General features: G+C 37.5%; 22 protein-coding genes and 1 other annotated feature. Of the genes, 17 read left to right on the top strand and 5 right to left on the bottom strand.

The features are described 5' to 3' along the window. Positions 1-51: 51 nt before the first annotated feature. Together ACYQ73_RS20280 and ACYQ73_RS20285 are read right to left on the bottom strand one after the other, a co-directional pair. Positions 52-396: a hypothetical protein gene (locus tag ACYQ73_RS20280; protein WP_460014122.1), complete on the bottom strand. Its 345-nt coding sequence runs from the start codon at positions 394-396 to the stop codon at positions 52-54. A gap of 52 nt (positions 397-448) precedes the next feature. Then, positions 449-967, bottom strand: a complete 519-nt coding sequence (locus ACYQ73_RS20285) for a DUF1189 family protein (protein ID WP_460014123.1) — start codon at positions 965-967, stop codon at positions 449-451. Positions 968-1,162: 195 nt separating this feature from the next. Here ACYQ73_RS20285 and ACYQ73_RS20290 point away from each other — a divergent pair, with 195 nt between their 5' ends. From ACYQ73_RS20290 to ACYQ73_RS20315, 6 genes are all read left to right on the top strand, one after another. Then, positions 1,163-2,794, top strand: coding sequence for a Na/Pi cotransporter family protein (locus tag ACYQ73_RS20290; protein WP_460014124.1), 1,632 nt, complete (start codon positions 1,163-1,165; stop codon positions 2,792-2,794). Positions 2,795-2,966: 172 nt separating this feature from the next. Beyond that, positions 2,967-3,446 (top strand): DUF456 domain-containing protein, encoded by a 480-nt coding sequence (locus ACYQ73_RS20295; RefSeq protein ID WP_460014125.1) that lies wholly within the window; start codon positions 2,967-2,969, stop codon positions 3,444-3,446. 174 nt (positions 3,447-3,620) lie between these two features. Further along, the gene (locus tag ACYQ73_RS20300) at positions 3,621-4,226 is read left to right on the top strand and encodes a superoxide dismutase (RefSeq protein ID WP_460014126.1); all 606 of its coding nucleotides are present in this window, start codon (positions 3,621-3,623) and stop codon (positions 4,224-4,226) included. A 401-nt stretch (positions 4,227-4,627) separates the two neighbouring features. Continuing rightward, positions 4,628-6,829 carry a peptidoglycan D,D-transpeptidase FtsI family protein gene (locus ACYQ73_RS20305; RefSeq protein ID WP_460014127.1) on the top strand — a complete coding sequence of 734 codons (2,202 nt, stop codon included), beginning with the start codon at positions 4,628-4,630 and terminating at the stop codon, positions 6,827-6,829. A 67-nt stretch (positions 6,830-6,896) separates the two neighbouring features. Next, positions 6,897-7,088 (top strand): hypothetical protein, encoded by a 192-nt coding sequence (locus tag ACYQ73_RS20310; RefSeq protein WP_460014128.1) that lies wholly within the window; start codon positions 6,897-6,899, stop codon positions 7,086-7,088. 148 nt (positions 7,089-7,236) lie between these two features. Beyond that, complete coding sequence (locus tag ACYQ73_RS20315) at positions 7,237-9,441, top strand: peptidoglycan D,D-transpeptidase FtsI family protein (protein WP_460014129.1); 2,205 nt, start codon at positions 7,237-7,239, stop codon at positions 9,439-9,441. Between the two features lie 135 nt (positions 9,442-9,576). On the opposite strand, the gene ACYQ73_RS20320 is transcribed toward ACYQ73_RS20315, so the two are convergent. Next, positions 9,577-9,771 (bottom strand): hypothetical protein, encoded by a 195-nt coding sequence (locus ACYQ73_RS20320; protein WP_427447921.1) that lies wholly within the window; start codon positions 9,769-9,771, stop codon positions 9,577-9,579. A 350-nt stretch (positions 9,772-10,121) separates the two neighbouring features. On the opposite strand from ACYQ73_RS20320, the gene ACYQ73_RS20325 reads away from it, so the two are divergent. The 9 genes from ACYQ73_RS20325 (at position 10,122) to ACYQ73_RS20365 (ending at position 19,447) form a co-directional block, all read left to right on the top strand. Then, positions 10,122-11,096 (top strand): PstS family phosphate ABC transporter substrate-binding protein, encoded by a 975-nt coding sequence (locus ACYQ73_RS20325; RefSeq protein ID WP_460014130.1) that lies wholly within the window; start codon positions 10,122-10,124, stop codon positions 11,094-11,096. Between the two features lie 64 nt (positions 11,097-11,160). Beyond that, positions 11,161-12,108 carry a phosphate ABC transporter permease subunit PstC gene (gene pstC, locus ACYQ73_RS20330; protein ID WP_460014131.1) on the top strand — a complete coding sequence of 316 codons (948 nt, stop codon included), beginning with the start codon at positions 11,161-11,163 and terminating at the stop codon, positions 12,106-12,108. Between the two features lies 1 nt (position 12,109). Then, positions 12,110-12,988 carry a phosphate ABC transporter permease PstA gene (pstA, locus tag ACYQ73_RS20335; protein ID WP_460014132.1) on the top strand — a complete coding sequence of 293 codons (879 nt, stop codon included), beginning with the start codon at positions 12,110-12,112 and terminating at the stop codon, positions 12,986-12,988. A 12-nt stretch (positions 12,989-13,000) separates the two neighbouring features. Continuing rightward, positions 13,001-13,834: a phosphate ABC transporter ATP-binding protein PstB gene (gene pstB / locus ACYQ73_RS20340; protein WP_460014133.1), complete on the top strand. Its 834-nt coding sequence runs from the start codon at positions 13,001-13,003 to the stop codon at positions 13,832-13,834. A 12-nt stretch (positions 13,835-13,846) separates the two neighbouring features. After that, on the top strand, positions 13,847-14,506 hold the full coding sequence (phoU, locus tag ACYQ73_RS20345; protein ID WP_460014134.1) for a phosphate signaling complex protein PhoU: 660 nt from the start codon (positions 13,847-13,849) through the stop codon (positions 14,504-14,506). A gap of 495 nt (positions 14,507-15,001) precedes the next feature. Then, on the top strand, positions 15,002-15,874 hold the full coding sequence (locus ACYQ73_RS20350; protein ID WP_460014135.1) for a hypothetical protein: 873 nt from the start codon (positions 15,002-15,004) through the stop codon (positions 15,872-15,874). A gap of 73 nt (positions 15,875-15,947) precedes the next feature. Next, complete coding sequence (locus ACYQ73_RS20355; RefSeq protein ID WP_460014136.1) at positions 15,948-17,024, top strand: mechanosensitive ion channel family protein; 1,077 nt, start codon at positions 15,948-15,950, stop codon at positions 17,022-17,024. 34 nt (positions 17,025-17,058) lie between these two features. Next, positions 17,059-17,304 (top strand) — a binding site (T-box leader). Between the two features lie 189 nt (positions 17,305-17,493). After that, on the top strand, positions 17,494-18,894 hold the full coding sequence (gene trpE, locus ACYQ73_RS20360; RefSeq protein ID WP_460014137.1) for an anthranilate synthase component I: 1,401 nt from the start codon (positions 17,494-17,496) through the stop codon (positions 18,892-18,894). Then, positions 18,875-19,447, top strand: a complete 573-nt coding sequence (locus tag ACYQ73_RS20365) for an anthranilate synthase component II (RefSeq protein ID WP_460014138.1) — start codon at positions 18,875-18,877, stop codon at positions 19,445-19,447. The genes trpE and ACYQ73_RS20365 overlap by 20 nt, the downstream gene beginning before the upstream one ends. A gap of 80 nt (positions 19,448-19,527) precedes the next feature. On the opposite strand, the gene ACYQ73_RS20370 is transcribed toward ACYQ73_RS20365, so the two are convergent. Both ACYQ73_RS20370 and ACYQ73_RS20375 read right to left on the bottom strand, forming a co-directional pair. After that, positions 19,528-20,025: a hypothetical protein gene (locus tag ACYQ73_RS20370; RefSeq protein WP_460014139.1), complete on the bottom strand. Its 498-nt coding sequence runs from the start codon at positions 20,023-20,025 to the stop codon at positions 19,528-19,530. 3 nt (positions 20,026-20,028) lie between these two features. Then, positions 20,029-20,481: a hypothetical protein gene (locus ACYQ73_RS20375; RefSeq protein WP_460014140.1), complete on the bottom strand. Its 453-nt coding sequence runs from the start codon at positions 20,479-20,481 to the stop codon at positions 20,029-20,031. Positions 20,482-20,630: 149 nt separating this feature from the next. On the opposite strand from ACYQ73_RS20375, the gene rpmG reads away from it, so the two are divergent. Both rpmG and ACYQ73_RS20385 read left to right on the top strand, forming a co-directional pair. Then, positions 20,631-20,780 (top strand): 50S ribosomal protein L33, encoded by a 150-nt coding sequence (rpmG, locus tag ACYQ73_RS20380; protein ID WP_008408521.1) that lies wholly within the window; start codon positions 20,631-20,633, stop codon positions 20,778-20,780. 62 nt (positions 20,781-20,842) lie between these two features. After that, entirely contained in the window at positions 20,843-21,427 is a 585-nt protein-coding gene (locus ACYQ73_RS20385; RefSeq protein WP_460014141.1) for a 5-formyltetrahydrofolate cyclo-ligase, read from the top strand. Position 21,428 lies beyond the last annotated feature (1 nt).

The following is a 21,428-nucleotide window of genomic DNA, read 5'->3' on the forward strand; positions in this document are numbered from 1 at the left end:
ATTTATTTTAGCAGTGTAAGAAAATAAGGACAAGGAAGAAACGTTAACTTTTCATTTTCCGCATTTGTTTTCAAATTCAAATGACAAAGGAAGCTTAATATTTTCACCAGGAACGAGAGCCTGTAATTGTAAGTGTGGATTTAATTCATAAAATAGTTGTAAGCGTTCAGGGAAGGTCATTGGTACTTTGGCAGGATGAAGTGCAAATAAACTGTGAATAGTATCGCCTTGAATAGTCTGTACAGTGATATAATTTGGCTCTCGCTGCTTCTCACAAAGGGCGTTTTCAGTATCTTTCGGATAAATGGCAGCAAGGTGTAATGAACCTTCTGTTAAATCTACTTTCACAACAAAAGCAAAAATAATAATGATAGCTGTTAACACAAAAGCACGCAAAAAATCCCCTCCTTTTCTACACTATATTTAGAAGAGAGGGGATTCATGCACATTATTTTGTGATTGGTTGCTTTGGATATTTTGTGATGGCTACGATTAGTAGAGTCATAGTTAAAAATAATGAAAAAACAGAGATAATTGTACTGTTAATTGGTAAATAATCTGCTAGCATACTTATTAGAATTGCCCAAGTCATGGCAAATGTCGTAGTACGCCAAATGTGACGGTATTCTCCGCGACGCTTCATGACTTTTAAAATCAGTAGACCTGCTACGGCATAGAGAGCAATTTGTGCAAAAATAAGCATCGTAGTAAAAACAAAAAGCATAATGAATGTCACGGGATACAATACCCATTTAACGTCTTCTATGTATTCAGTAATACCATTTAAACTATTCATATCAAATGCATCAACAGACATTCCAGCCGTAAAACGACCAAAAGAGAAAACTGTAACAACAGTAATTAGAAGAAAGGTATATTGAATGACTTTTCCGATAGGTAATAAACGATAGGCAGCAAGTTTTTTTGGATGAATTAAGCTATCGATAAATAGTTGTGAGTGTTTCATAAGCATATCTCCTCCAATCGCTATTCTACCATGTTCAACTTTGACAAGATATGAAATAAGAAATAATAACTGAGAATACGATAATGAAATGTTAATATTGTGTAAAGAAGTTAAAGGTTTTCTTTACTTTTTCTATACTATCATTTAAAGATTAGGAATAGAGAAGTAGAGATGTAGGAATTGGAGCGAATACAATTGACAATAGATTGGCAAAGCATACTGTTTCAATTTTTAGGCGGTTTAGGAGTCTTTTTATTTTCCATTAAATTTATGGGGGATGGGCTTCAAAAATCAGCAGATGATCGACTACGTGAATGGTTGAATCGTTTTACAACAAATCCTTTAATGGGTGTGTTAGTGGGCATAATTGTGACGATTTGTATCCAGTCGAGCTCCGCAACGACGGTGATTACGGTTGGGCTAGTGAGTGCAGGTTTTTTAACATTACGTCAAGCAATCGGTGTCATTATGGGAGCAAATATTGGAACGACCATAACCGCATTTATTATTGGTATTAATATTGGCATATATTTTTATCCGTTATTGGCGATAGGTGCAGGGTTGTTATTTTTCTTTAAGAAAGCGACGTATCAGTATATCGGGCAAATATTGTTTGGCTTCGGGGGATTATTTTTAGGATTAGAGTTAATGAGTGCAAGCATGCAGTCACTCCATCAATTAGCTGACCTAGCATCATTAACCCTTCAACTAAAGAATCTGCCCATTGTAGGAATTTTTCTAGGGGCAGTTTTTACATTGCTTGTCCAAAGCTCAACAGCAACAGTTGGTGTGCTACAGGGCTTATATGCTGAGCATTTGATTGGCTTAGATAGTGCTTTACCTATTTTGTTTGGTGAAAATATAGGAACGACCATTACAGCAGTATTAGCTTCACTGGGTGCTTCTATATATGCTAAACGTGCAGCGGCGGCACATGTGCTATTTAATATTATTGGAACGATCATTTTCATGGTGTTCTTTACACCCTTTATGCATTATGTTCAGTGGATTAGTGGGCTATTCCATTTAGAAGCGAAAATGCAAATAGCGATTGCGCATGGCTCATTTAACATAATTAATATGATGATTCAGCTACCATTTATCGGAGGGTTGGCTGCACTTGTCACGAAGCTAGTTCCTGGGCATGATGGAAATATTGATGTGACAACGAAGCATTTAGATCCAACATTCATTGATTCCTCTCCGGCGATTGCACTCGGGCAAGCGAAGGAGGAAGTGTTACGTATGGGGGAGCATGCACTTCATGGTTTAGAAGAGACATTTTTATATATGAAAACTGGTGAAGCAGCTCATATTCCTACAGTTTTACAATTAGAAGTAGCGCTCAATCATTTAGACAAGGAAATCACAAATTATTTAGTGATGGTGTCTAAGCAGCCACTTTCTCGAGCAGACTCAGTAAGACACCATACACTTTTAACAAATGTACGAGACATTGAACGTATTGGCGATCATTTTGAAAATATTTTAGAGCTTTTACAATATAAAGATCATCATGAAGTAAGTTTAAGTAAGTCAGCACGACAAGATTTAATAGGCATGTTTAGCTTGGCGATTGAAGCTGTACGAAAGAGCATAGCGGCTCTGGATACAGCTAGTTTGAGCTTGGCGCAGGAAGTAACTGAGCTCGAAAGCTTGATAGATGATATGGAAGATAAGTTAAGGCAAAAGCATATTGCACGCTTAAATACGTACGAATGTAATGGAGCGGCGGGAATCGTCTATACGGATATCATTAGCAATTTAGAGCGTATAGGAGACCATGCTGTAAATATAGCTGACTCTATTTTAGGAATTAGAAATTAGATCAATTGCGCCTTAGCGTAATTGTAGCTGTCGCTTCGCTTTCGCTACAGAAAACATTTGCCGCTGTCGCTACGCTTTCGCGCAGAAAACATTGGCTGAGTGAAGATAAATGAAACCTACAGCTTTGTAAATCCGTATGAAAGGCAATGCACGACAAAAGGAGAGAATTTTCATGGAAATTGTTGGCTGGATTTTAGTGATTGCCTGCTTTATCATTTCATTTGTTGGATTGGTATACCCGATCATTCCAGGTGTGATTTTTTTAATCGGTGGTTTTTTAGTATATGGATTATTTTTTTCATTCGCGGAGCTAAGCTGGTTGTTCTGGGCGAGTGAAATTTTATTTGTTGTCATTTTATTTGTTGCTGATTCTGTAGCCAATGCCTTTGGTATTAAAAAATTTGGTGGTTCAAATGCTGGTATGTGGGGTAGTACCATTGGTTTATTAATTGGTCCGTTCGTTATTCCGGTTGTAGGTATATTAGTCGGTCCATTTTTAGGAGCTGTGATTGGAGAATTAATCGTAGAGCGCCGTACATTTGGAGAGGCTGTGAAAAGCGGTGTTGGCTCACTTGTTGGCTTCTTAACATCGACACTTGCAAAAGCAGCGATTCAAATAGTTATGATTGTCGTGTTCTTTATAGCGATATAATTTCCTCCCTGTAGTTTAGCTATTTGGAAAACGGGGTAGTATAGTAATCGTATTGGCTTTTCAGTCAAAAGGCTGAAATCTTCAATTTGAAGTATTTTTCGTTGAATGGTTTGACCAATTTTGATAATCTAAGAATGTATTAATTATTTCTTTACTTTAGGGAGGAACTTAACAATGGCTTACGAATTACCACAATTAACTTACGCTTATGACGCATTAGAACCACATATCGATGCAAAAACAATGGAAATTCACCATTCTAAACACCACAATACTTATGTAACAAACTTAAACGCAGCAGTAGAAGGCACTGAATTTGCTGAAAAAGACATTAACGATCTTATCGCAAACATTGATGCTCTTCCAGCAGACAAACAAACTGCTGTACGTAACAACGGTGGCGGACATGCTAACCACTCATTATTCTGGGAAGTAATCGCTCCAGGCGGTTCAAATACTCCAGTTGGCGAAGTTGCAAAAGCTATCGATGCTAAATTCGGTTCTTTCGATGCATTCAAAGAAGAATTTGCAAAAGCTGCTACAACTCGCTTCGGTTCAGGTTGGGCTTGGTTAATCGTTGATGGTGACTCAGTTGCTGTTACATCTACTCCAAATCAAGACTCTCCAGTTATGGAAGGTAAAACTCCAGTTCTAGGTTTAGACGTTTGGGAGCATGCTTACTACTTAAACTATCAAAACCGTCGTCCAGATTACATCGGTGCATTCTGGAACGTAGTAAACTGGGATGTAGTGGAAGCTAAATTCCAAGCTGCAAAATAATCTCTGGTTAATAGAAGGCTATGTCAAAGGTGATAAGTCACCGCGGCATAGCCTTTTTTGCTGTCTTTTTTAGGTTCTATAATCTTTGAGGAATTCAATAAGATAAAAGATGGAGGTGAGTGCCCCAACACGCCAGTTGGAAAAATTGGCAGTCAATTGGGCTGAAAGGGAGGTAGCGAGCGCCGGAACGTTTGAAGAGCTTCAAATTGTGTCTCTCCCCGCAATAAAAAACTATTTTTCTAGCAATCGATAAAAAACAGAAACTTTTCATCTTAAAGTGCCGTCAAATAAATGATGTGTTCAAGCGTAAATTCTTAAGTGTATGCGTTCCTGTCGTACCTTCGAATGGTATACTAAATATCGTGTATTTAAATTGTAATTAGAAGAGGAGGAGAATACATATGCGCAAAGCACCGGGAAAAAATCGCGCGACGAGTGTTAAAGCAAAACATCACTCTAATTTAACATTTCGTATGAATGTCCTTTTCTTTGCTATATTTCTCGTATTTTCAATGCTAATTTTTAGACTTGGCTATATGCAAATCGTAAAAGGGGAAGATTATGTACGCGATTTAGAGCGTAAAGAGGAAGTAGCTGTCAATACAAGTGTGCCAAGGGGACGTATGTATGATCGATACGGCCGTATTTTAGTAGATAACCAACCGGAAAATGCCATTACGTATACGAAAATGTCGACGACAAAAACTAAGGACATGCTAGACATAGCCGAAAAGCTGGCACAATTGATTGAGCAACCAACGAACCGTGTCACATTACGTGACAAACAAGATTTTTGGATGATAAAAAATCATGACGCTGCCTATGAAAAAGTAACAGAGAAAGAAAAAAAGAAAATTAGGGCACAAGAAGATGTAACGGAAAGTCAAATCAATGCACAGATAGATAAACTTGTTCGTGAACGAATCACAAACGAAGAATTATTGCAATTGACAGAAAAGGACTTAGAAGTACTAGCAATCTATCGAGAGATGGCATCAGGATACAATTTGTCACCGCAAATTATTAAGAGTGAAAATGTATCTGCCGATGAATTTGCACGTGTCTCTGAGCGTTTAACTCAATTACCAGGCGTTAACACAACAACTGATTGGAAGCGTTTGAAATTATCATCACTCGCTATTTTAGGACGCACAACAGTACCAGCAAAAGGGATTCCGAGAGAAAAGCTGAATTATTATTTAGCACGTGATTATTCACGAAATGACCGTGTTGGTGAAAGTTATATCGAAGCGCAATATGAAGATTTACTGCAAGGGCAAAAATCAGTTGTTAAAAATATTACGAATAAAAAAGGCCAGGTAGTCGATACTGTTACGACTTATGAAGGCGAGCCTGGTAAAGATTTGAAACTGACACTTGATAGTGAGCTACAATTAGAAACAGAAAAAATTGTCGAACGAGAATTGCTTAAATTAAAATCACGAGGGGGTTCGCGACTACTTGATCGTGCCTTTTTAGTAATGATGGACCCGAATACAGGCGATATTTTATCGATGGTTGGTAAGAAGATTGAGAAAAATCCTGAAACAGGGAAAAATGAAGTCGTTGATTATTCGTACGGAACCTTTACAACAGCTTATGAGTCTGGTTCTGCAGTTAAAGCAGCAACATTGCTAACTGGGTATAAATTAGGAGCCATTAAGCCAAGTACTGTATTAGGGGATGAACCAATCTGGTTAAAGGGTACTGATTCAAAAAAATCAATTTTTAACCCTGGTGGCTATATTTCAATGGATGGTTTAAGAGCCTTAGAGCAATCTTCAAACGTTTATATGTTTAAAACAGCTTTGCTTATTAATGGAACACCATATAGCTATGGGATGCCACTTCGTTTAAATGACGATACATTCCCAAAAATGCGGAATTCTTATGCACAATTCGGGTTAGGTGTAAATACAGGGATTGATTTACCAAATGAATTTAGTGGGGTACAAGGTCCGAGTGGTCCAGCCTACGGGGGTAAAGCACTCGACTTAGCGATTGGACAGTATGATACGTATACACCGTTACAATTGGTGCAATATATCTCGACAATCGCAAATGGCGGCTATCGCATTCAACCACATGTTGTGAAAGAGGTACGTGAGCCATCAAATGATGGGCAACAGTTAGGTCAATTAGTGACTGAAATAGGACCAACAATTTTAAATCGTATCGATAATTCTGTAGAAGAAATTGATTATGTGAAAAAAGGGTTACGCCTAGTTTATACAGGTTCGCAAGGTACTGCGCGAGGTCAATTTGCAAATACTCCATATACCGCGGCAGGGAAAACAGGAACAGCTGAGGTAGTGTATTTCGGACCGTTAAAAGAGTATTATGGTACGAATACACTTACTTTTACTCATGTTGGTTTTGCTCCTTATGAAAATCCTGAAATTGCCTATGCTGTTGTCATTCCGTGGGCAACAACAGGTCGTGAACATTTGCCAAATAACAACATTATTGCTCGCGAAGCTGTAGATAAATATTTTGAGTTAAAAGCAAAATATCAAGCTGAAAAAGTGACTGACAGTAATGTAAAACAACCAATTTTACCGGCTGTTACAAAAGACAAGATTGGTGAAGATGAGCAAAAATAAGAGAAACCGCTAGTGCATTTACATGCCTAGCGGTTTTTTTACAGTTTTAGAGTATTATTGAATACCTGTGAAGAAAACAGGTTCTATAATCTTTGAGGAATCCAATAAGATAAAAGATGGATGTGAATGCCCCAACACGCCAGTTAAAAAAATGGCAGTCAGTTGGGCTGAAAGGGAGGTAGCGAACGCCGGAACGTTTGAAGAGCTTCAAATTGTGTCTCTCCCCGCAATAAAAAACTATTTTTCTAGCAATCGATAAAAAACAGAAACTTTTCACCTTAAAGTGCGGTCAAATAAATGATGTATTCAATCATAAATTCTCAAGTGCATGCTTTCCTGTCGTACCTTCGAATGGTATACTAAATATCGTGTATTTAAAATGTAATTAGATGAGGAGGGGAATACATATGCGCAAAGCACCGGGAAAAAATCGCGCGACGAGTGTTAAAGCAAAACATCACTCTAATTTAACATTTCGTATGAATGTCCTTTTCTTTGCTATATTTCTCGTATTTTCAATGCTAATTTTTAGACTTGGCTATATGCAAATCGTAAAAGGGGAAGATTATGTACGCGATTTAGAGCGTAAAGAGGAAGTAGCTGTCAATACAAGTGTGCCAAGGGGACGTATGTATGATCGATACGGCCGTATTTTAGTAGATAACCAACCAGAAAATGCCATTACGTATACGAAAATGTCGACAACAAAAACTAAGGACATGCTAGACATAGCCGAAAAGCTGGCACAATTGATTGAGCAACCAACGAACCGTGTCACATTACGTGACAAACAAGATTTTTGGATGATAAAAAATCATGACGCTGCCTATGAAAAAGTAACAGAGAAAGAAAAAAAGAAAATTAGGGCACAAGAAAATGTAACGGAAAGTCAAATCAATGCACAGATAGATAAACTTGTTCGTGAACGAATCACAAACGAAGAATTATTGCAATTGACAGAAAAGGACTTAGAAGTACTAGCAATCTATCGAGAGATGGCATCAGGATACAATTTGTCACCGCAAATTATTAAGAGTGAAAATGTATCTGCCGATGAATTTGCACGTGTCTCTGAGCGTTTAACTCAATTACCAGGCGTTAACACAACAACTGATTGGAAGCGTTTGAAATTATCATCACTCGCTATTTTAGGACGCACAACAGTACCAGCAAAAGGGATTCCGAGAGAAAAGCTGAATTATTATTTAGCTCGTGATTATTCACGAAATGACCGTGTTGGTGAAAGTTATATTGAAGCGCAATATGAAGATTTACTGCAAGGGCAAAAATCAGTTGTTAAAAATATTACGAATAAAAAAGGGCAGGTAGTCGATACCATTACGACCTATGAAGGTGAGCCTGGTAAAGATTTAAAACTGACAATTGATAGTGAGCTACAAGTAGAAACTGAAAAAATTGTTGAGCAAGAATTGCTTAATTTAAAAGCAAAAGGTGGTTCGCATTTACTTGATCGTGCCTTTTTAGTAATGATGGACCCAAATACGGGCGACATTTTATCAATGACTGGTAAGAAGATTGAGAAAAATCCTGAAACAGGAAAAATTGAGATCGTCGATTATTCGTACGGAACCTTTACAACAGCTTATGAGTCTGGTTCTGCAGTTAAAGCAGCAACATTGCTAACTGGGTATAAATTAGGAGCCATCCAGCCAAGTACTATATTTGGAGATGAACCGATTCAATTACTGAATACTCAAAAGAAATCTTCTATTTTTAACCGTAGTGGTTATATTACAATGGATGGTTTAAGAGCCTTGGAGCAATCTTCTAACGTTTATATGTTTAAAACAGCTTTGCTTATTAATGGAACACCATATAGCTATGGGATGCCACTTCGTTTAAATGATGATACTTTCCCAAAAATGCGGAATTCTTATGCACAATTTGGGTTAGGTGTAAATACAGGGATTGATTTACCAAATGAATTCAGTGGGGTACAAGGTCCGAGTGGTCCAACCTACGGGGGTAAAGCACTCGACTTAGCGATTGGACAGTATGATACGTATACACCGTTACAATTGGTACAGTATATCTCGACAATCGCAAATGGCGGCTATCGCATTCAGCCACATGTTGTGAAGGAAATACGTGAACCATCAAATGATGGGCAATCATTAGGCCAATTAGTAACAGAAATAGGTCCAACAATTTTAAATCATATTGATAATTCTTCAGATGAGATTAACTATGTGAAACAAGGATTACGTCGTGTTTATACGGGCGCAAATGGTACGGCAAAAAGACAATTTGCAAATGCACCTTATACAGCGGCAGGGAAAACAGGGACAGCTGAGGTAGTTTACTATGGACCTTTAAAACAATATTATGGTACAAGTACAATTAACTTAACTCATGTTGGCTTTGCACCGTATGACAATCCTGAAATTGCCTACGCGGTTGTCATTCCGTGGGCAACGACTTACACGTCTGTGCATTTATCAAATAATAATGAAATTGCTAGAAAAGCTGTAGATAAATATTTTGAGTTAAAAGCAAAATACAAAGCTGAAAAAGTGACTGACAGTAATGTAAAACAACCAATTTTACCGGCTATTACAAAAGACAAAATTAGTGAAGATGAGCAAAAATAAGAGAAACCGCTAGTGCATTTACATGCCTAGCGGTTTTTTATAGTTTTAGAGTATTATTGAATACCCGCGAAAAAACACGGTATGAAAGATCGCCATTTCATACCGTGTTTTATTTATTTTTATCTAAAAGACTTATTATACAGATAATTGTTGAATAGCTATTTCAAATTGTTGTTTCGGTTTTAATCCATAAAGCTCTATATTATTACAGAAATAAGACTCTACCATAAAATCAACGGCTTCCTGTAGAGTATATTCACGATGTTCCATAATAAGTGTTAAATACGTTTTAAAGTAATCGGTATTTTGTACTTTTGTATGTTTAATCACAAAGTCAAACTCCTCTTAGATTATTTCCTGACACAATTGCTTATTATAGCATTTTTCCATAAGGAAGCAAGTTTATCTGATTATTAGAAAACGGCTATCTGACCTGCATCGGTAAAAACGCCATGTACTGTGGCATTACCGATGCAGGTCTAAGCACAATTCGAAATCTGGACGCATTGTTTATATGTGCGACAGCTACAATTGTAAATTCATCTTTACAATCATTTACAAAGCATTACATTCCTTTACGTCTCTTTTACGAACTGTTTATACGACTTCAACATTTAGTCATTATAGTAAAGATTGTAAGACAAATAACTATAAAAATGTTAGTGACGGAGGCAAATGAGATGAAAAAGTGGAAGTACTTAACGATGACAGCGGTAATGGGTTCAGCATTAATGCTTGGTGCTTGTGGTAGTGACTCTGCACAAAAGGGTAACAATGCAGAAACAAACGCACCAGCGAGCTCAGGACAAGACGCTGCAGACAAAAAACTGCAAGGAGCTGTAGCTGGGGATGGTTCATCAACAGTCGCACCAATTATTGAAGCAGTTGTTGAAGAATATGCAGGGACTCAACCGAATGTCAAAGTATCGGTAGGTGTTTCAGGTACAGGTGGTGGCTTTGAAAAATTCATCGCAGGTGAGACAGACTTTTCAAATGCATCTCGTCCGGTAAAAGATGAAGAGAAAGCAAAACTAGAGAAAGCAGGAATTGCTTTTACAGAGCTTCCTTTAGCATATGATGGCATATCGGTTGTCGTGAACCCTGAAAATGATTGGGCGAAAGATCTAACAATTGAGCAATTAAAGAAAATTTGGGTTGAAGATGGGAAACCTAAGAAATGGTCTGATATTGATCCATCTTGGCCAGATGAAAAAATCGTCTACTACTCACCGGGTACTGACTCAGGGACGTACGATTACTTTGATGAAACGATTTTAGACGGTGCTGATCTAGCAAAAACAGCAACATTATCAGAGGATGATAACATGCTAGTTCAAGGTGTAGCAGGTGACAAAAACGCAATCGGCTTCTTTGGCTATGCTTACTACTTAGAAAATAAAGATAAATTAAGTGTTGTGAAAGTAAACGGCATTGAGCCAACAAATAAAACAATTGAATCTGGTGAATACGCACCACTTTCACGACCACTATTTGTATATGTGAAAAATAGTGCTATGAAAGAAAACGAAGCGGCATATGATTTCGTCAAATTTACACTTGAGCACGGGGGAGACATGGCAGATGCTGTTGGTTATGTCAGTCTACCAGAAGATAAATATAGTGAAGCTTTAAAAACTTTAGAAGGCTTAAAATAAGTAGACATGCATAGAGGGAAAGAGATGTATGCTCTTTCCCTCTCTTATTTGAAAGGAGCACCCAATGGTTTCTCAAAAAGAAAACAAGACATCATCTGTGCAGCAATTAATTGCAAATTCGCGCAATAAAAAAACAAGGAAAATAGTGGAAAAAGCAATGCCAACACTATTATTTTCTGCGGCACTTATCTCTATATTGACGACATTTGGCATTGTTTTCACCCTTATTTTTGAAACGTTTGAATTCTTTAAACGTGTTTCGATTACGGATTTCCTATTTGGTACACAGTGGCTACCGTTTTCAGGGAAGGAACCATTATTTGGGATTTTACCTTTAATAGCTGGAACATTGAAAGTCACACTTATTGCAGTTGTCGTAGCAGTACCATTTGGCATTGCTTCTGCAATCTATTTAAGTGAATATGCAAGCGAAAAAATAAGACGTACGGTTAAGCCTATTTTAGAAGTGTTAGCAGGTGTACCAACGATCGTTTATGGCTTCTTCGCATTAACGTTTGTAACGCCGATGTTACAGCAAATTATTCCAGGACTGAAACTATTTAATGCGCTTAGTCCGGGGATTGTTGTAGGTATTATGATTCTACCAATGATTACGTCACTTTCAGAGGATGCGATGTCATCTGTCCCGAATAGTATGCGTGAAGGAGCTCTAGCTCTTGGAGCAACAAAGTTTGAAGTAGCTATAAAAGTAGTATTACCAGCTGCATTATCAGGCATTATTGCTTCAGTTGTCCTCGCTATTTCCCGGGCAATTGGTGAAACGATGATCGTATCACTTGCAGGTGGATCTACACCTAAATTCGATTTAGGTGTGACAGACTCGATTCAAACGATGACTGCGTATATAGTACAAGTTGCAACAGGCGATGCTGGCTATGGTACGACAATTTATTATTCGATTTATTCAGTAGGATTCACATTATTTATCTTTACTTTAGTGATGAATTTACTTGCTCAATATATTTCGAAACGCTTCAGGGAGGTTTACTAGCATGCGATATATTGATGACACGGCCGTCATGAAACGAATGACAAAGCGTATTACATTCAATAAAGTTTGGAAGTTCTTCTTCTTCTTAGCAACGACCTTTGCATTAGTGATACTAGCTATTTTGCTTTATCGTATAGTAACACAAGGTGTCGACTATTTAACAATCGATTTTTTAACAAACTTTGCTTCGCGTTTTGCAGATAAAGCGGGCATTAAGGCAGCTTTAATAGGTTCACTTTGGCTGATGGCAGTTGTTGCTCCGGTGTCGATTATTCTAGGTGTAGGAACTGCAATCTATTTAGAGGAATATGCGAAGAAAAATAGACTAAATGACTTTATTCGTATGAATATTTCTAACTTAGCAGGTGTACCTTCCATTGTGTTTGGTTTACTGGGGTTAACAATTTTTGTTCGAATGTTGGGACTAGGGAAAAGTGTTTTAGCAGCCGGTTTAACAATGAGTTTATTAATTTTACCAGTGATCATTGTTGCGGCCCAGGAGGCTATACGTGCAGTACCGAATGAACAGCGCGAAGCTTCTTATGGTATGGGCGCGACAAAATGGCAAACGATATTGCATGTTGTGCTACCAGCAGCCATTCCTGGAATTTTAACAGGAAGTATATTAGCGATGTCTCGCGCGATTGGTGAAACAGCACCACTTGTTGTTATTGGAATCCCTGTTATTTTACAGTTTTTACCTAATGGTTTGTTAAGTCAATTCACAGCTTTACCAATGCAAATTTACGATTGGGCAAAACGTCCGCAAGAGGCATTTCAATATGTAGCGGCAGCCGGTATTTTAGTTCTTATGACAGTGCTTTTACTGATGAACTCTATTGCCATCTTTATTCGAAATAAATTCCAAAAACGTTATTAATGAGGTGACCTTATGGTACTGGGTATAAAAGAGGAAAAAACTGTTGTCAAATCGATTCATACGGCTACAAAGCCATCTGCTGATGTTGCCAAAAAAGTAGTATATGATACACGTAATTTAAATTTATGGTACGGTGATCATCATGGTTTAAAAGACATTAATTTAAGCATCTACGAAAATGAAGTAACAGCAATAATTGGCCCTTCAGGCTGTGGGAAATCTACTTATTTAAAAACGCTAAATAGAATGGTAGAGCTTGTACCGAGTGTTCGAACATCAGGGGAAATAGTATATCGTGAGCGCAATATTTTAGATAAAAGCTATACTGTTGAGGAATTACGCACTCGTGTAGGTATGGTATTCCAGAAGCCAAACCCATTCCCGAAGTCTATTTACGATAATATTGCATATGGTCCACGTATCCACGGCATAAAAAATAAAAAGATTCTTGATGAAATCGTTGAAAAATCTTTACGCGGTGCGGCAATTTGGGATGAAGTAAAAGATCGCTTAAATCAAAATGCATATGGTTTATCAGGTGGTCAGCAACAACGAATCTGTATTGCTCGCTGTTTAGCGATTGAACCAGATGTTATTTTAATGGATGAGCCAACATCTGCACTTGATCCGATTTCAACATTAAAAGTCGAGGAACTTGTACAAGAGCTGAAAAAAGATTATTCAATTATTATCGTGACACATAATATGCAACAAGCGGCACGAATTTCTGATCGAACAGCATTTTTCCTAAGTGGAGAAGTAGTTGAGTACGATAAAACAGACGTTATCTTCCAAACACCAGCAGATCAACGTACTGAAGATTATATTTCAGGTCGTTTCGGTTAAGGAGGAGATTAGATGGTAGTACGTGAACGTTTTGAACAGGAATTAAAAGAAGTCCAAGAACAATTTATCGAGATTGCCAATAGTAGTATCAACGCTCTTAAAATAGCATTTGAAGCATTATTAAATCAGGATTTAGAGACATCCTTGAAGATTCTTGAGGACGATTTAATCATCAATCGTCTGGAAGAAGAAATCAATGACCGTATTATTTTAATAATTGCTAAGCAGCAGCCTGTAGCTACTGATTTACGTCGTCTCATGGTGCTTGTCAAAGCAGCATCTGATATGGAGAGAGTAGGGGACTATGCAGTGAATATTGCAAAAGAGACGATTCGTATTGGGAAAGAGTCGCTTATCTTTCCTACAACAAATTTGCAAACGATGTGTAATAAGACTGTAGAAATGCTAGAAAGTATTATCAAAGCTTTTACAGAGGAAGATACTGTTCATGCCAAGGAAATTGCTGAACTAGATGATTACGTCGATGATTTATATGGAGCGACAATCACGCTATTGCTACGCGCAGGAGCTGAAAATCCAGCACATATTTCTCAAATCACACACTTAACCTTTGTTTGCCGATATTTAGAGCGCTCAGCTGACCATGCAACAAATATTGCTGAACATTTATTTTACTTAGTCAAAGGTAAACATTATGAATTAAATAATTAGTAAGAGAAGAGCCGATTATAGGCTCTTTTTTTATTGTTGAAAAACAAAATGGTCGAGAAAATCTTTGTAAATGTTGAAGTGTTTTAAATGAGGGGTATTTCATGCTACTCGCTTTTTTGTGAGCGAGCATTCCAACTGCTTCCTCCACTTACATTATTGCTGCAGCTTCGTAAAAACTGCGCTTTTGCACAAAAATACATCTTGATGATTTATCACTATAAATTTGAGTAACGTGCCAGAAGTACATGTTAAGTGAAATGGTTGATTGGAGTGGAGACTGAGCGACTCCTCGGGCGCTTCTAAGAAAACGCTCAGTTGGAACGGAAATCAACCCCTTATTTTACCAAAGAATCATACTTTATTAATAATAAATAACAGCAACATTTTTAATCAAAATAGCGTCAAAATACTGCAAACGTTATTGTATTGTCAAAAATTTATTTTGGTTATACTATAGACATTATCCGAAAAAATGTGCTGCGGAGGTGCTGCTTCGTGAAAGACGCTGTAGAATCACTCATAAAGAAATTTGATCTGGAATTCACGTCGGAACAACGTGACTTTTTACGTTTTCTATATGAAAACTTACATCTTGAGGAATTAAGTAACAAAGAACAACATTTTTTTATTGATTTTTTTTACAAGAGTGAAACATTACGAAATATGGCAGCATTTACACTTGAATTAGCAGATATGATGCATGAAATTTGTGGAAATATACCAGCTATTGAGCAAGCCGAACGATTGGCCAATGGCAAGGAGCAGCGCTTGTATTATGAACGAAAGTGGCAGATAGCTAGGCGTCGAAAGGTTAATCGTCAAACAATAAAAAAAGGAAACATCCTATATGTTCCGTTTGATGAATATAAACAAGAAACAGGTCCAATTATTATTTGCCTTGAGCAAACAGCTGGTATGGCGGCATATTCTGAGCTTTGTAAAAGCATAATCTTACCGTTATTTATGAGCGCGCACCGTGATCGTCGAGACTTATATATCGTTCCATATGACTGTCAAGTTCATGTTCATTTTCGATTTGAAGACGGACATGTAAATTTATCCGATTTTAAGGATTTTATTGAATATAAGGCAAAGGGAGAAGCTGCCGTTCTACCTGTGCTCCATTTTGTAAAGGGCTTGCTTCAAGAAAATCAGCATTGTACAGAAGCGGATATTATTATTTTTACAGAAGGCACTCCAATTGATGGACATCATCTCGTTGGAAAGCAAGCGAAGGCTGTACTTGAGGAAATGAAGCGTAAGTACCATGCTGAATTTTCTGTCATCGCTATGCATGAACATAATTTTAATGAGCAGCAATTTTGGTTTGCTAATAAGGCTTTTTTTGCGGATGATGCAATTCAATAAAAACGGAGCTGATCGTCATTATTGATCGGCTCCTTTTCTGTGAATATACATAGTAGTTAGAGGAGAATGAAATTTGAATTCAATAAAATGGTTATTACCTGATATTTCAACCCCAACGTGGATGGAAATTATTATTGCCGTTGCACTTTGTGTAATTGGTTGGCTTTTTCAGCAGTTTATTATAAAGAAAATTATTAATCGTACTGTTACATTTCTGAGAAATCGTCAGCGTAACTTTCAGGCAACAGTACTCGCACAATTTAATAAAGCGATTCGCTATGCATTTATGACTGCAGTTATTGTACTCAGCTTATCAATATTATTAGATATCTTTTTATTTACACATGTAGCAACTAAAAATTTTGTCTTGTCTATTATGGTCTTTTTTGCCTTCAAAGGCGTATACGATGTTTTAAATTATTATACAAAGCAGCCACTACCGTTGAATAACGATGAGGAACCAAATGTTCTGTTACCTTTTTTTCTTCGTATAGGAAAAGTGCTCATAATGATATTGGCGATGTTTACGATTGCTTCTTTCTGGGATTTTAATTTGAATGGCTTTTTAACCGGGATTGGTTTAACTGGTGTCGCGATTGCCTTTGGTATTCGAGATACACTAGCACATGTTTTTGGTGGGATGTCAGTCGCATTAGATAACCCGTTTCAAATTGGTGATTGGGTAGCAACGGAGGATCAAAAAATTGAAGGAACCATTGAGGATATTAATCTTCGAAGTACATTAATTCAAACGGGTGATAAAGGGCTTGTTTATGTACCTAACTCTTATTTGGTAAATCGACCAATCTATAATTTATCCAAAAGGGAAAAACGAAAATGTGAGCAATTTTTATTTGTAGCTGCGGAAAATGAAGAAGAAATATTACGCAGTGCTTTAAGTGCCATTCAAAAAGAAATATATTTGCATGCTCAAACAGAAAAAGAAATGATTCATGTATTTATTGATGAGTTTTATCCAACTTCCTATCGAGTCCTTGTACGTTTCTTTGTAGCAACAAATGATACGGCAGAGATGCTAAATGTGCGACAAGATATTTTATTTGCTATACGTCAAATCTTTCAAGAACAAAATATTATACTAGCAAATCCAGCTGAAGATGAATGGCTTCGTAATAAAAAAAAAAATTGAATTGTTAGTTTTTTTACTTTACAATGAATACATGTAATCAGCTTTGATGAAGAGTAGTAGCTATTGTTATTTGTTATAGAGAGCTAGTGGTGGGTGGAAACTAGTACAAATAAATAGTGAATGGACTTCGGAGCTCTAATCCAGAATAAAGTATGGATTAGCGTCTGCCTACGTTACAGGGTATAGAGTGGGTCTTTTAACTCTTTCAGCGGGTATCCGAGTATCAGCTGATTGTGATGAAGACCAATGAAGGTGGCACCACGGCTTTTCCGTCCTTTTGTGATGGGAAGGCCTTTTTATATGTTTTGCCGGAATGAATAGTGTTTTCCACAGTTCAAAATCTGGACGCCATGTTTATAGAAGCGAAAGAGAAGTGCTAAAGAAACGGCAGCGTCCATTACGCCGGTGCACAATTGATCAATTTTGGTGTAGAAGAGCAGAGTAAAGAAGAGAAGAGGAGAGAAAGAGTATGACAGTTGAGCTTAGAAAGTTTGCCATGAAGGCATTACAGGGTGATATGATGACGCCAATTTCTGTTTATCAATCACTTGAAGGGGAGCATAAGATGCTTTTCGAATCGTCTGCCAAGCATGAAGAAAGTGGACGTTACTCGTTTATTGCCGTCAATCCAATGGCAGAACTGATTGGAGATAAGAATGGTTATTCTTTTTCCAAAGATGGAGAAACAGAAAAATCGAATGCCGATGTATTAGTAAAATTACAGCAAGTTATGCCATTTCATAAGGCGCAGTACCCGTTTGCCTTTTTTGGAGGAGCAATCGGTTTCTTTGGTTACGAAACAGCATTTTATACAGAGAAAATAGGCGAATACTTACAGGATGATTTAGAAATGCCGGATGTCCATATCTTTTTCTATGATACATTCATTGTTTTTGATCATTTAAAGCAAGAGATTACACTAGCAGCAATTGATTTATTTGATGAAGGGCGTTCTCTTGAAGCGATGGAATTAGCTATTTCTATGATGAAGGAGCAGCTTTATGCTGGAACAACGTTTGACGACACGACGTTTGGAGAGTTAGATTTCAGACCAATGATCGCCAAAGAAAATTTTGTAGCACTGGTTGAACGTGCAAAACAGCATATTCGTAAGGGTGATATTTTCCAAATTGTTTTATCACAACGCTTCTCTTCACCGTATACAGGTAATCCTTTCGCTTTATATCGTCAATTACGTACTTCTAACCCTTCACCATATATGTTCTATATGGATTTTGGAACGTATACCATTTTAGGAACATCTCCTGAAAGTCTCGTTAAGGTGAAGGATCGAAAGGTAACGACTAATCCTATCGCTGGTACGAAGCCAAGAGGTAAAACATTGGAGCAGGATAACGCGATCGCGGAAGGTTTATTAAATGATGAAAAAGAAATCGCTGAACATCGTATGCTGGTAGATTTAGGGCGTAATGATCTTGGACGTATTGCTAAAGTGGGTTCAGTGAAGCTTATAAAATATATGAGTATTGAGCGATATAAACATGTTATGCATATTGGTTCAGAGGTTATCGGCGAATTACGTGATGATGTACATGTTTTGGATGTTCTTCGGGCTTGCTTACCTGCTGGTACAGTATCAGGTGCACCGAAAATCCGCGCTATGCAGCTTATTAATGAGCTCGAGCCTGTGAAGCGTGGTATCTACTCAGGTGCAGTAGGCTATATTTCCGCTACAGGGGATATGGATTTAGCACTAGCCATTAGGACAATGATCATAAAGGATCATCGTGCCCATGTGCAGGCAGGAGCTGGTATTGTTTACGATTCTGTACCATTGTCTGAATACGAGGAAACGCTAAATAAAGCTCGCGCGTTATTGGAGGTAAAAAATGATTTTACTGATCGATAACTATGATTCATTCACATATAATTTATTTCAGCAAATAGGAATGCTTGGGAAAGATGTAAAAGTAGTACGTAATGATGAAATAACAATTGAAGACATTCAGAAAATGCAACCTGAAGCTATTATATTATCGCCCGGCCCAGGTACGCCAATTGAAGCAGGAATAACAGTGGATGTTGTTAAAGAGCTTTATACGAAGTTTCCGATTTTAGGCATTTGTCTTGGGCACCAATCGATAGGGCAAGCTTTTGGAGGAAACATTGTTCAAGCTAAAAATATAATGCATGGAAAATTATCGACAATTCAATATGAAAAAACAGGCTTATTTGCTCAGTTAGACGGTAAAATCGCAGTAATGCGTTATCATTCTCTCGTCATTGAGGAAAGCACGTTGCATAAGGATTTTAATATTTTAGCAAAGTCCGGTGATGATGGTGAGATTATGGCAATTCAACATAAGGAGTACCCACTCTTTGGGCTGCAATTTCATCCAGAATCCATTGGGACACAAGAGGGCAGTATAATGATGCGAGCTTTCTTAGAACAGATTTCATAAACGAAACAAAAGAGGCTGTCATCGAAAATCAGTGGTTGTGATTTTTGGTGACAGCCATCTTTACCAATGGAATCGTTATATTATTGCTTTTTCCCTGTAATCAATTTTGCAATTTCCTCTAAAGACATCGAAGAATTGACTTCGTAAGAGCCAATTTGTAAGCTTCGCGCGTATTTAGGGTTAGCGAGTAAAAGTTCCATTTCAACACTATTGTCGATAATGCCACCATCTTCAAGCTTTTGTGCCACGATATATGGTGTAATACCGCTGTAAATTTGGAGTGACATTGTTGTAGCGTTTGTTGATGTATCTGCCGGTTTATGATTGTCTTTAGTCGTTGTTTTAGGTGTATCTGTCTTCTGATTAGTTTCCTTTGGAGCTTGCTTCGCTTGTTCCTTTAACAATGCAATTTCTTTATTTGCCTGTTCGAGCTTTTTTTGCAACTCCTCTACATTTTCTGTATTTGGGGAAGCTTTAGTTGGAAGACCGATATTGAGATCGAAACGAGCTGCTAAAGCTAGCAAAGCTCCGACAAGAAAAAGCGCAATGCCAAAGGCACGGATAGCGGACTTATTCATGAATTACCGACCTCCGTTTGCAATCACTTGGCGGACTTGCTCTTCAGTTAAATTTGAACGAATACTAATATCTGCTACAGAAAGACCCTGCTTATTTAATTCAAGCACCTGACTGACAATAATTTGATGTATAGGTTTCGTTTTTGGAGTAGCTGGCCCTGTTTTCGATGCCTGAGCAGCCTGTTGGACAGCTTGCATAACTTGTTGAACCTTTGGGTCTGATATAGCGTTATTTTGCGCTGACGGTGATTTAACCTGAAACTCTGGCTCTAATAACAGCTCTTCCTCGACAATTTTCATGCGACGCTTTAAATTATTTGTTTCTTGAAAAATAGAGATGGATAGCTCCTCTACATCTTGTTCGACCTTTTTCGAGCTGTTTTTGAAAAAGAACGACGCAATAATTAGGAGAATTCCCACAATCATAAGTATGATGGATAAATCCAATAGTTTCACCTCATTAAGTATGTAATTATAGGTATTTTACCATATGCAAACTTAATATGAAATGAAGGTAGATTTTTTTTCATTTTATGTTATAATGGGTTAGTCGTATAAATCATGCTCAAAATTTAAATTCTTGATATAGAGTGGGAGGGTTAATAATGCGCGTAAACATTACTTTAGCTTGCACAGATTGCGGCGAACGTAACTACATTTCTAAAAAGAACAAGCGTAACAATCCAGAGCGTCTTGAACTTAAAAAATATTGCTCTCGCGAGAAGAAATACACTCTTCACCGTGAAACTAAGTAATCGCTCATTAAGCCAAAACCACTTGTGGTTTTGGCTTTCTACATTTTAGGAGGTAGCTTAGCATGGATAAAACAACTTTACGGAACGAGGTAAAGGAAGCTCTTGCAAAAATTAGCGAAGTAGCTTACTACGATCAATCAAATGCTGTAGTTAAAAAAGTGCTACAGGAACCATATATAATAGAAGCAACTACAATTGGCATTACTATTTCCAATAAGCCAGAAGTCGACACAATTCTATTAATAGAAGAACTGTGGAAACTTGGTAAAAAAGTCGCTGTACCTAAATGCAACTCAAAAACAAGAGAAATGTTATTTTATGCCATTGACTCGTTTGCCCAGCTAGAAACTGTTTATATGCATTTGCGTGAACCAATTCCAGAGAAATGTGAGTTTGTTGACGCAAATGAAATGGACGTTATACTTGTTCCAGGAGTTGTTTTTGATAAGTTCGGCTATCGAATAGGCTATGGCGGTGGTTATTATGATCGCTATGTATTAAACTATAAAAAGGGTAAGCTCATGTCTTTGCTATTTAATGAGCAGCTATATGAACGCGTACCTACAGAAGCGCACGATTGCCCAGTAGATATCATTGTGACACCGACAAAACGTATTGACTGTGTAACACAACGAGGAGCGAACTAAA

Source organism: Lysinibacillus sp. CTST325, assembly GCF_054665055.1.

Bases quoted from the DNA above. Each gene is read 5' to 3' on its own strand.
- ACYQ73_RS20305 (WP_460014127.1), top strand. From the start codon at position 4,628: ATGCGCAAAGCACCGGGAAAAAATCGCGCGACGAGTGTTAAAGCAAAA.
- ACYQ73_RS20300 (WP_460014126.1), top strand. From the start codon at position 3,621: ATGGCTTACGAATTACCACAATTAACTTACGCTTATGACGCATTAGAA.
- ACYQ73_RS20370 (WP_460014139.1), bottom strand. From the start codon at position 20,025: ATGAATAAGTCCGCTATCCGTGCCTTTGGCATTGCGCTTTTTCTTGTC.
- ACYQ73_RS20295 (WP_460014125.1), top strand. From the start codon at position 2,967: ATGGAAATTGTTGGCTGGATTTTAGTGATTGCCTGCTTTATCATTTCA.
- pstC (WP_460014131.1), top strand. From the start codon at position 11,161: ATGGTTTCTCAAAAAGAAAACAAGACATCATCTGTGCAGCAATTAATT.
- pstA (WP_460014132.1), top strand. From the start codon at position 12,110: ATGCGATATATTGATGACACGGCCGTCATGAAACGAATGACAAAGCGT.
- ACYQ73_RS20365 (WP_460014138.1), top strand. From the start codon at position 18,875: ATGATTTTACTGATCGATAACTATGATTCATTCACATATAATTTATTT.
- ACYQ73_RS20285 (WP_460014123.1), bottom strand. From the start codon at position 967: ATGAAACACTCACAACTATTTATCGATAGCTTAATTCATCCAAAAAAA.
- phoU (WP_460014134.1), top strand. From the start codon at position 13,847: ATGGTAGTACGTGAACGTTTTGAACAGGAATTAAAAGAAGTCCAAGAA.
- rpmG (WP_008408521.1), top strand. From the start codon at position 20,631: ATGCGCGTAAACATTACTTTAGCTTGCACAGATTGCGGCGAACGTAAC.
- ACYQ73_RS20385 (WP_460014141.1), top strand. From the start codon at position 20,843: ATGGATAAAACAACTTTACGGAACGAGGTAAAGGAAGCTCTTGCAAAA.
- ACYQ73_RS20325 (WP_460014130.1), top strand. From the start codon at position 10,122: ATGAAAAAGTGGAAGTACTTAACGATGACAGCGGTAATGGGTTCAGCA.
- trpE (WP_460014137.1), top strand. From the start codon at position 17,494: ATGACAGTTGAGCTTAGAAAGTTTGCCATGAAGGCATTACAGGGTGAT.
- ACYQ73_RS20315 (WP_460014129.1), top strand. From the start codon at position 7,237: ATGCGCAAAGCACCGGGAAAAAATCGCGCGACGAGTGTTAAAGCAAAA.
- pstB (WP_460014133.1), top strand. From the start codon at position 13,001: ATGGTACTGGGTATAAAAGAGGAAAAAACTGTTGTCAAATCGATTCAT.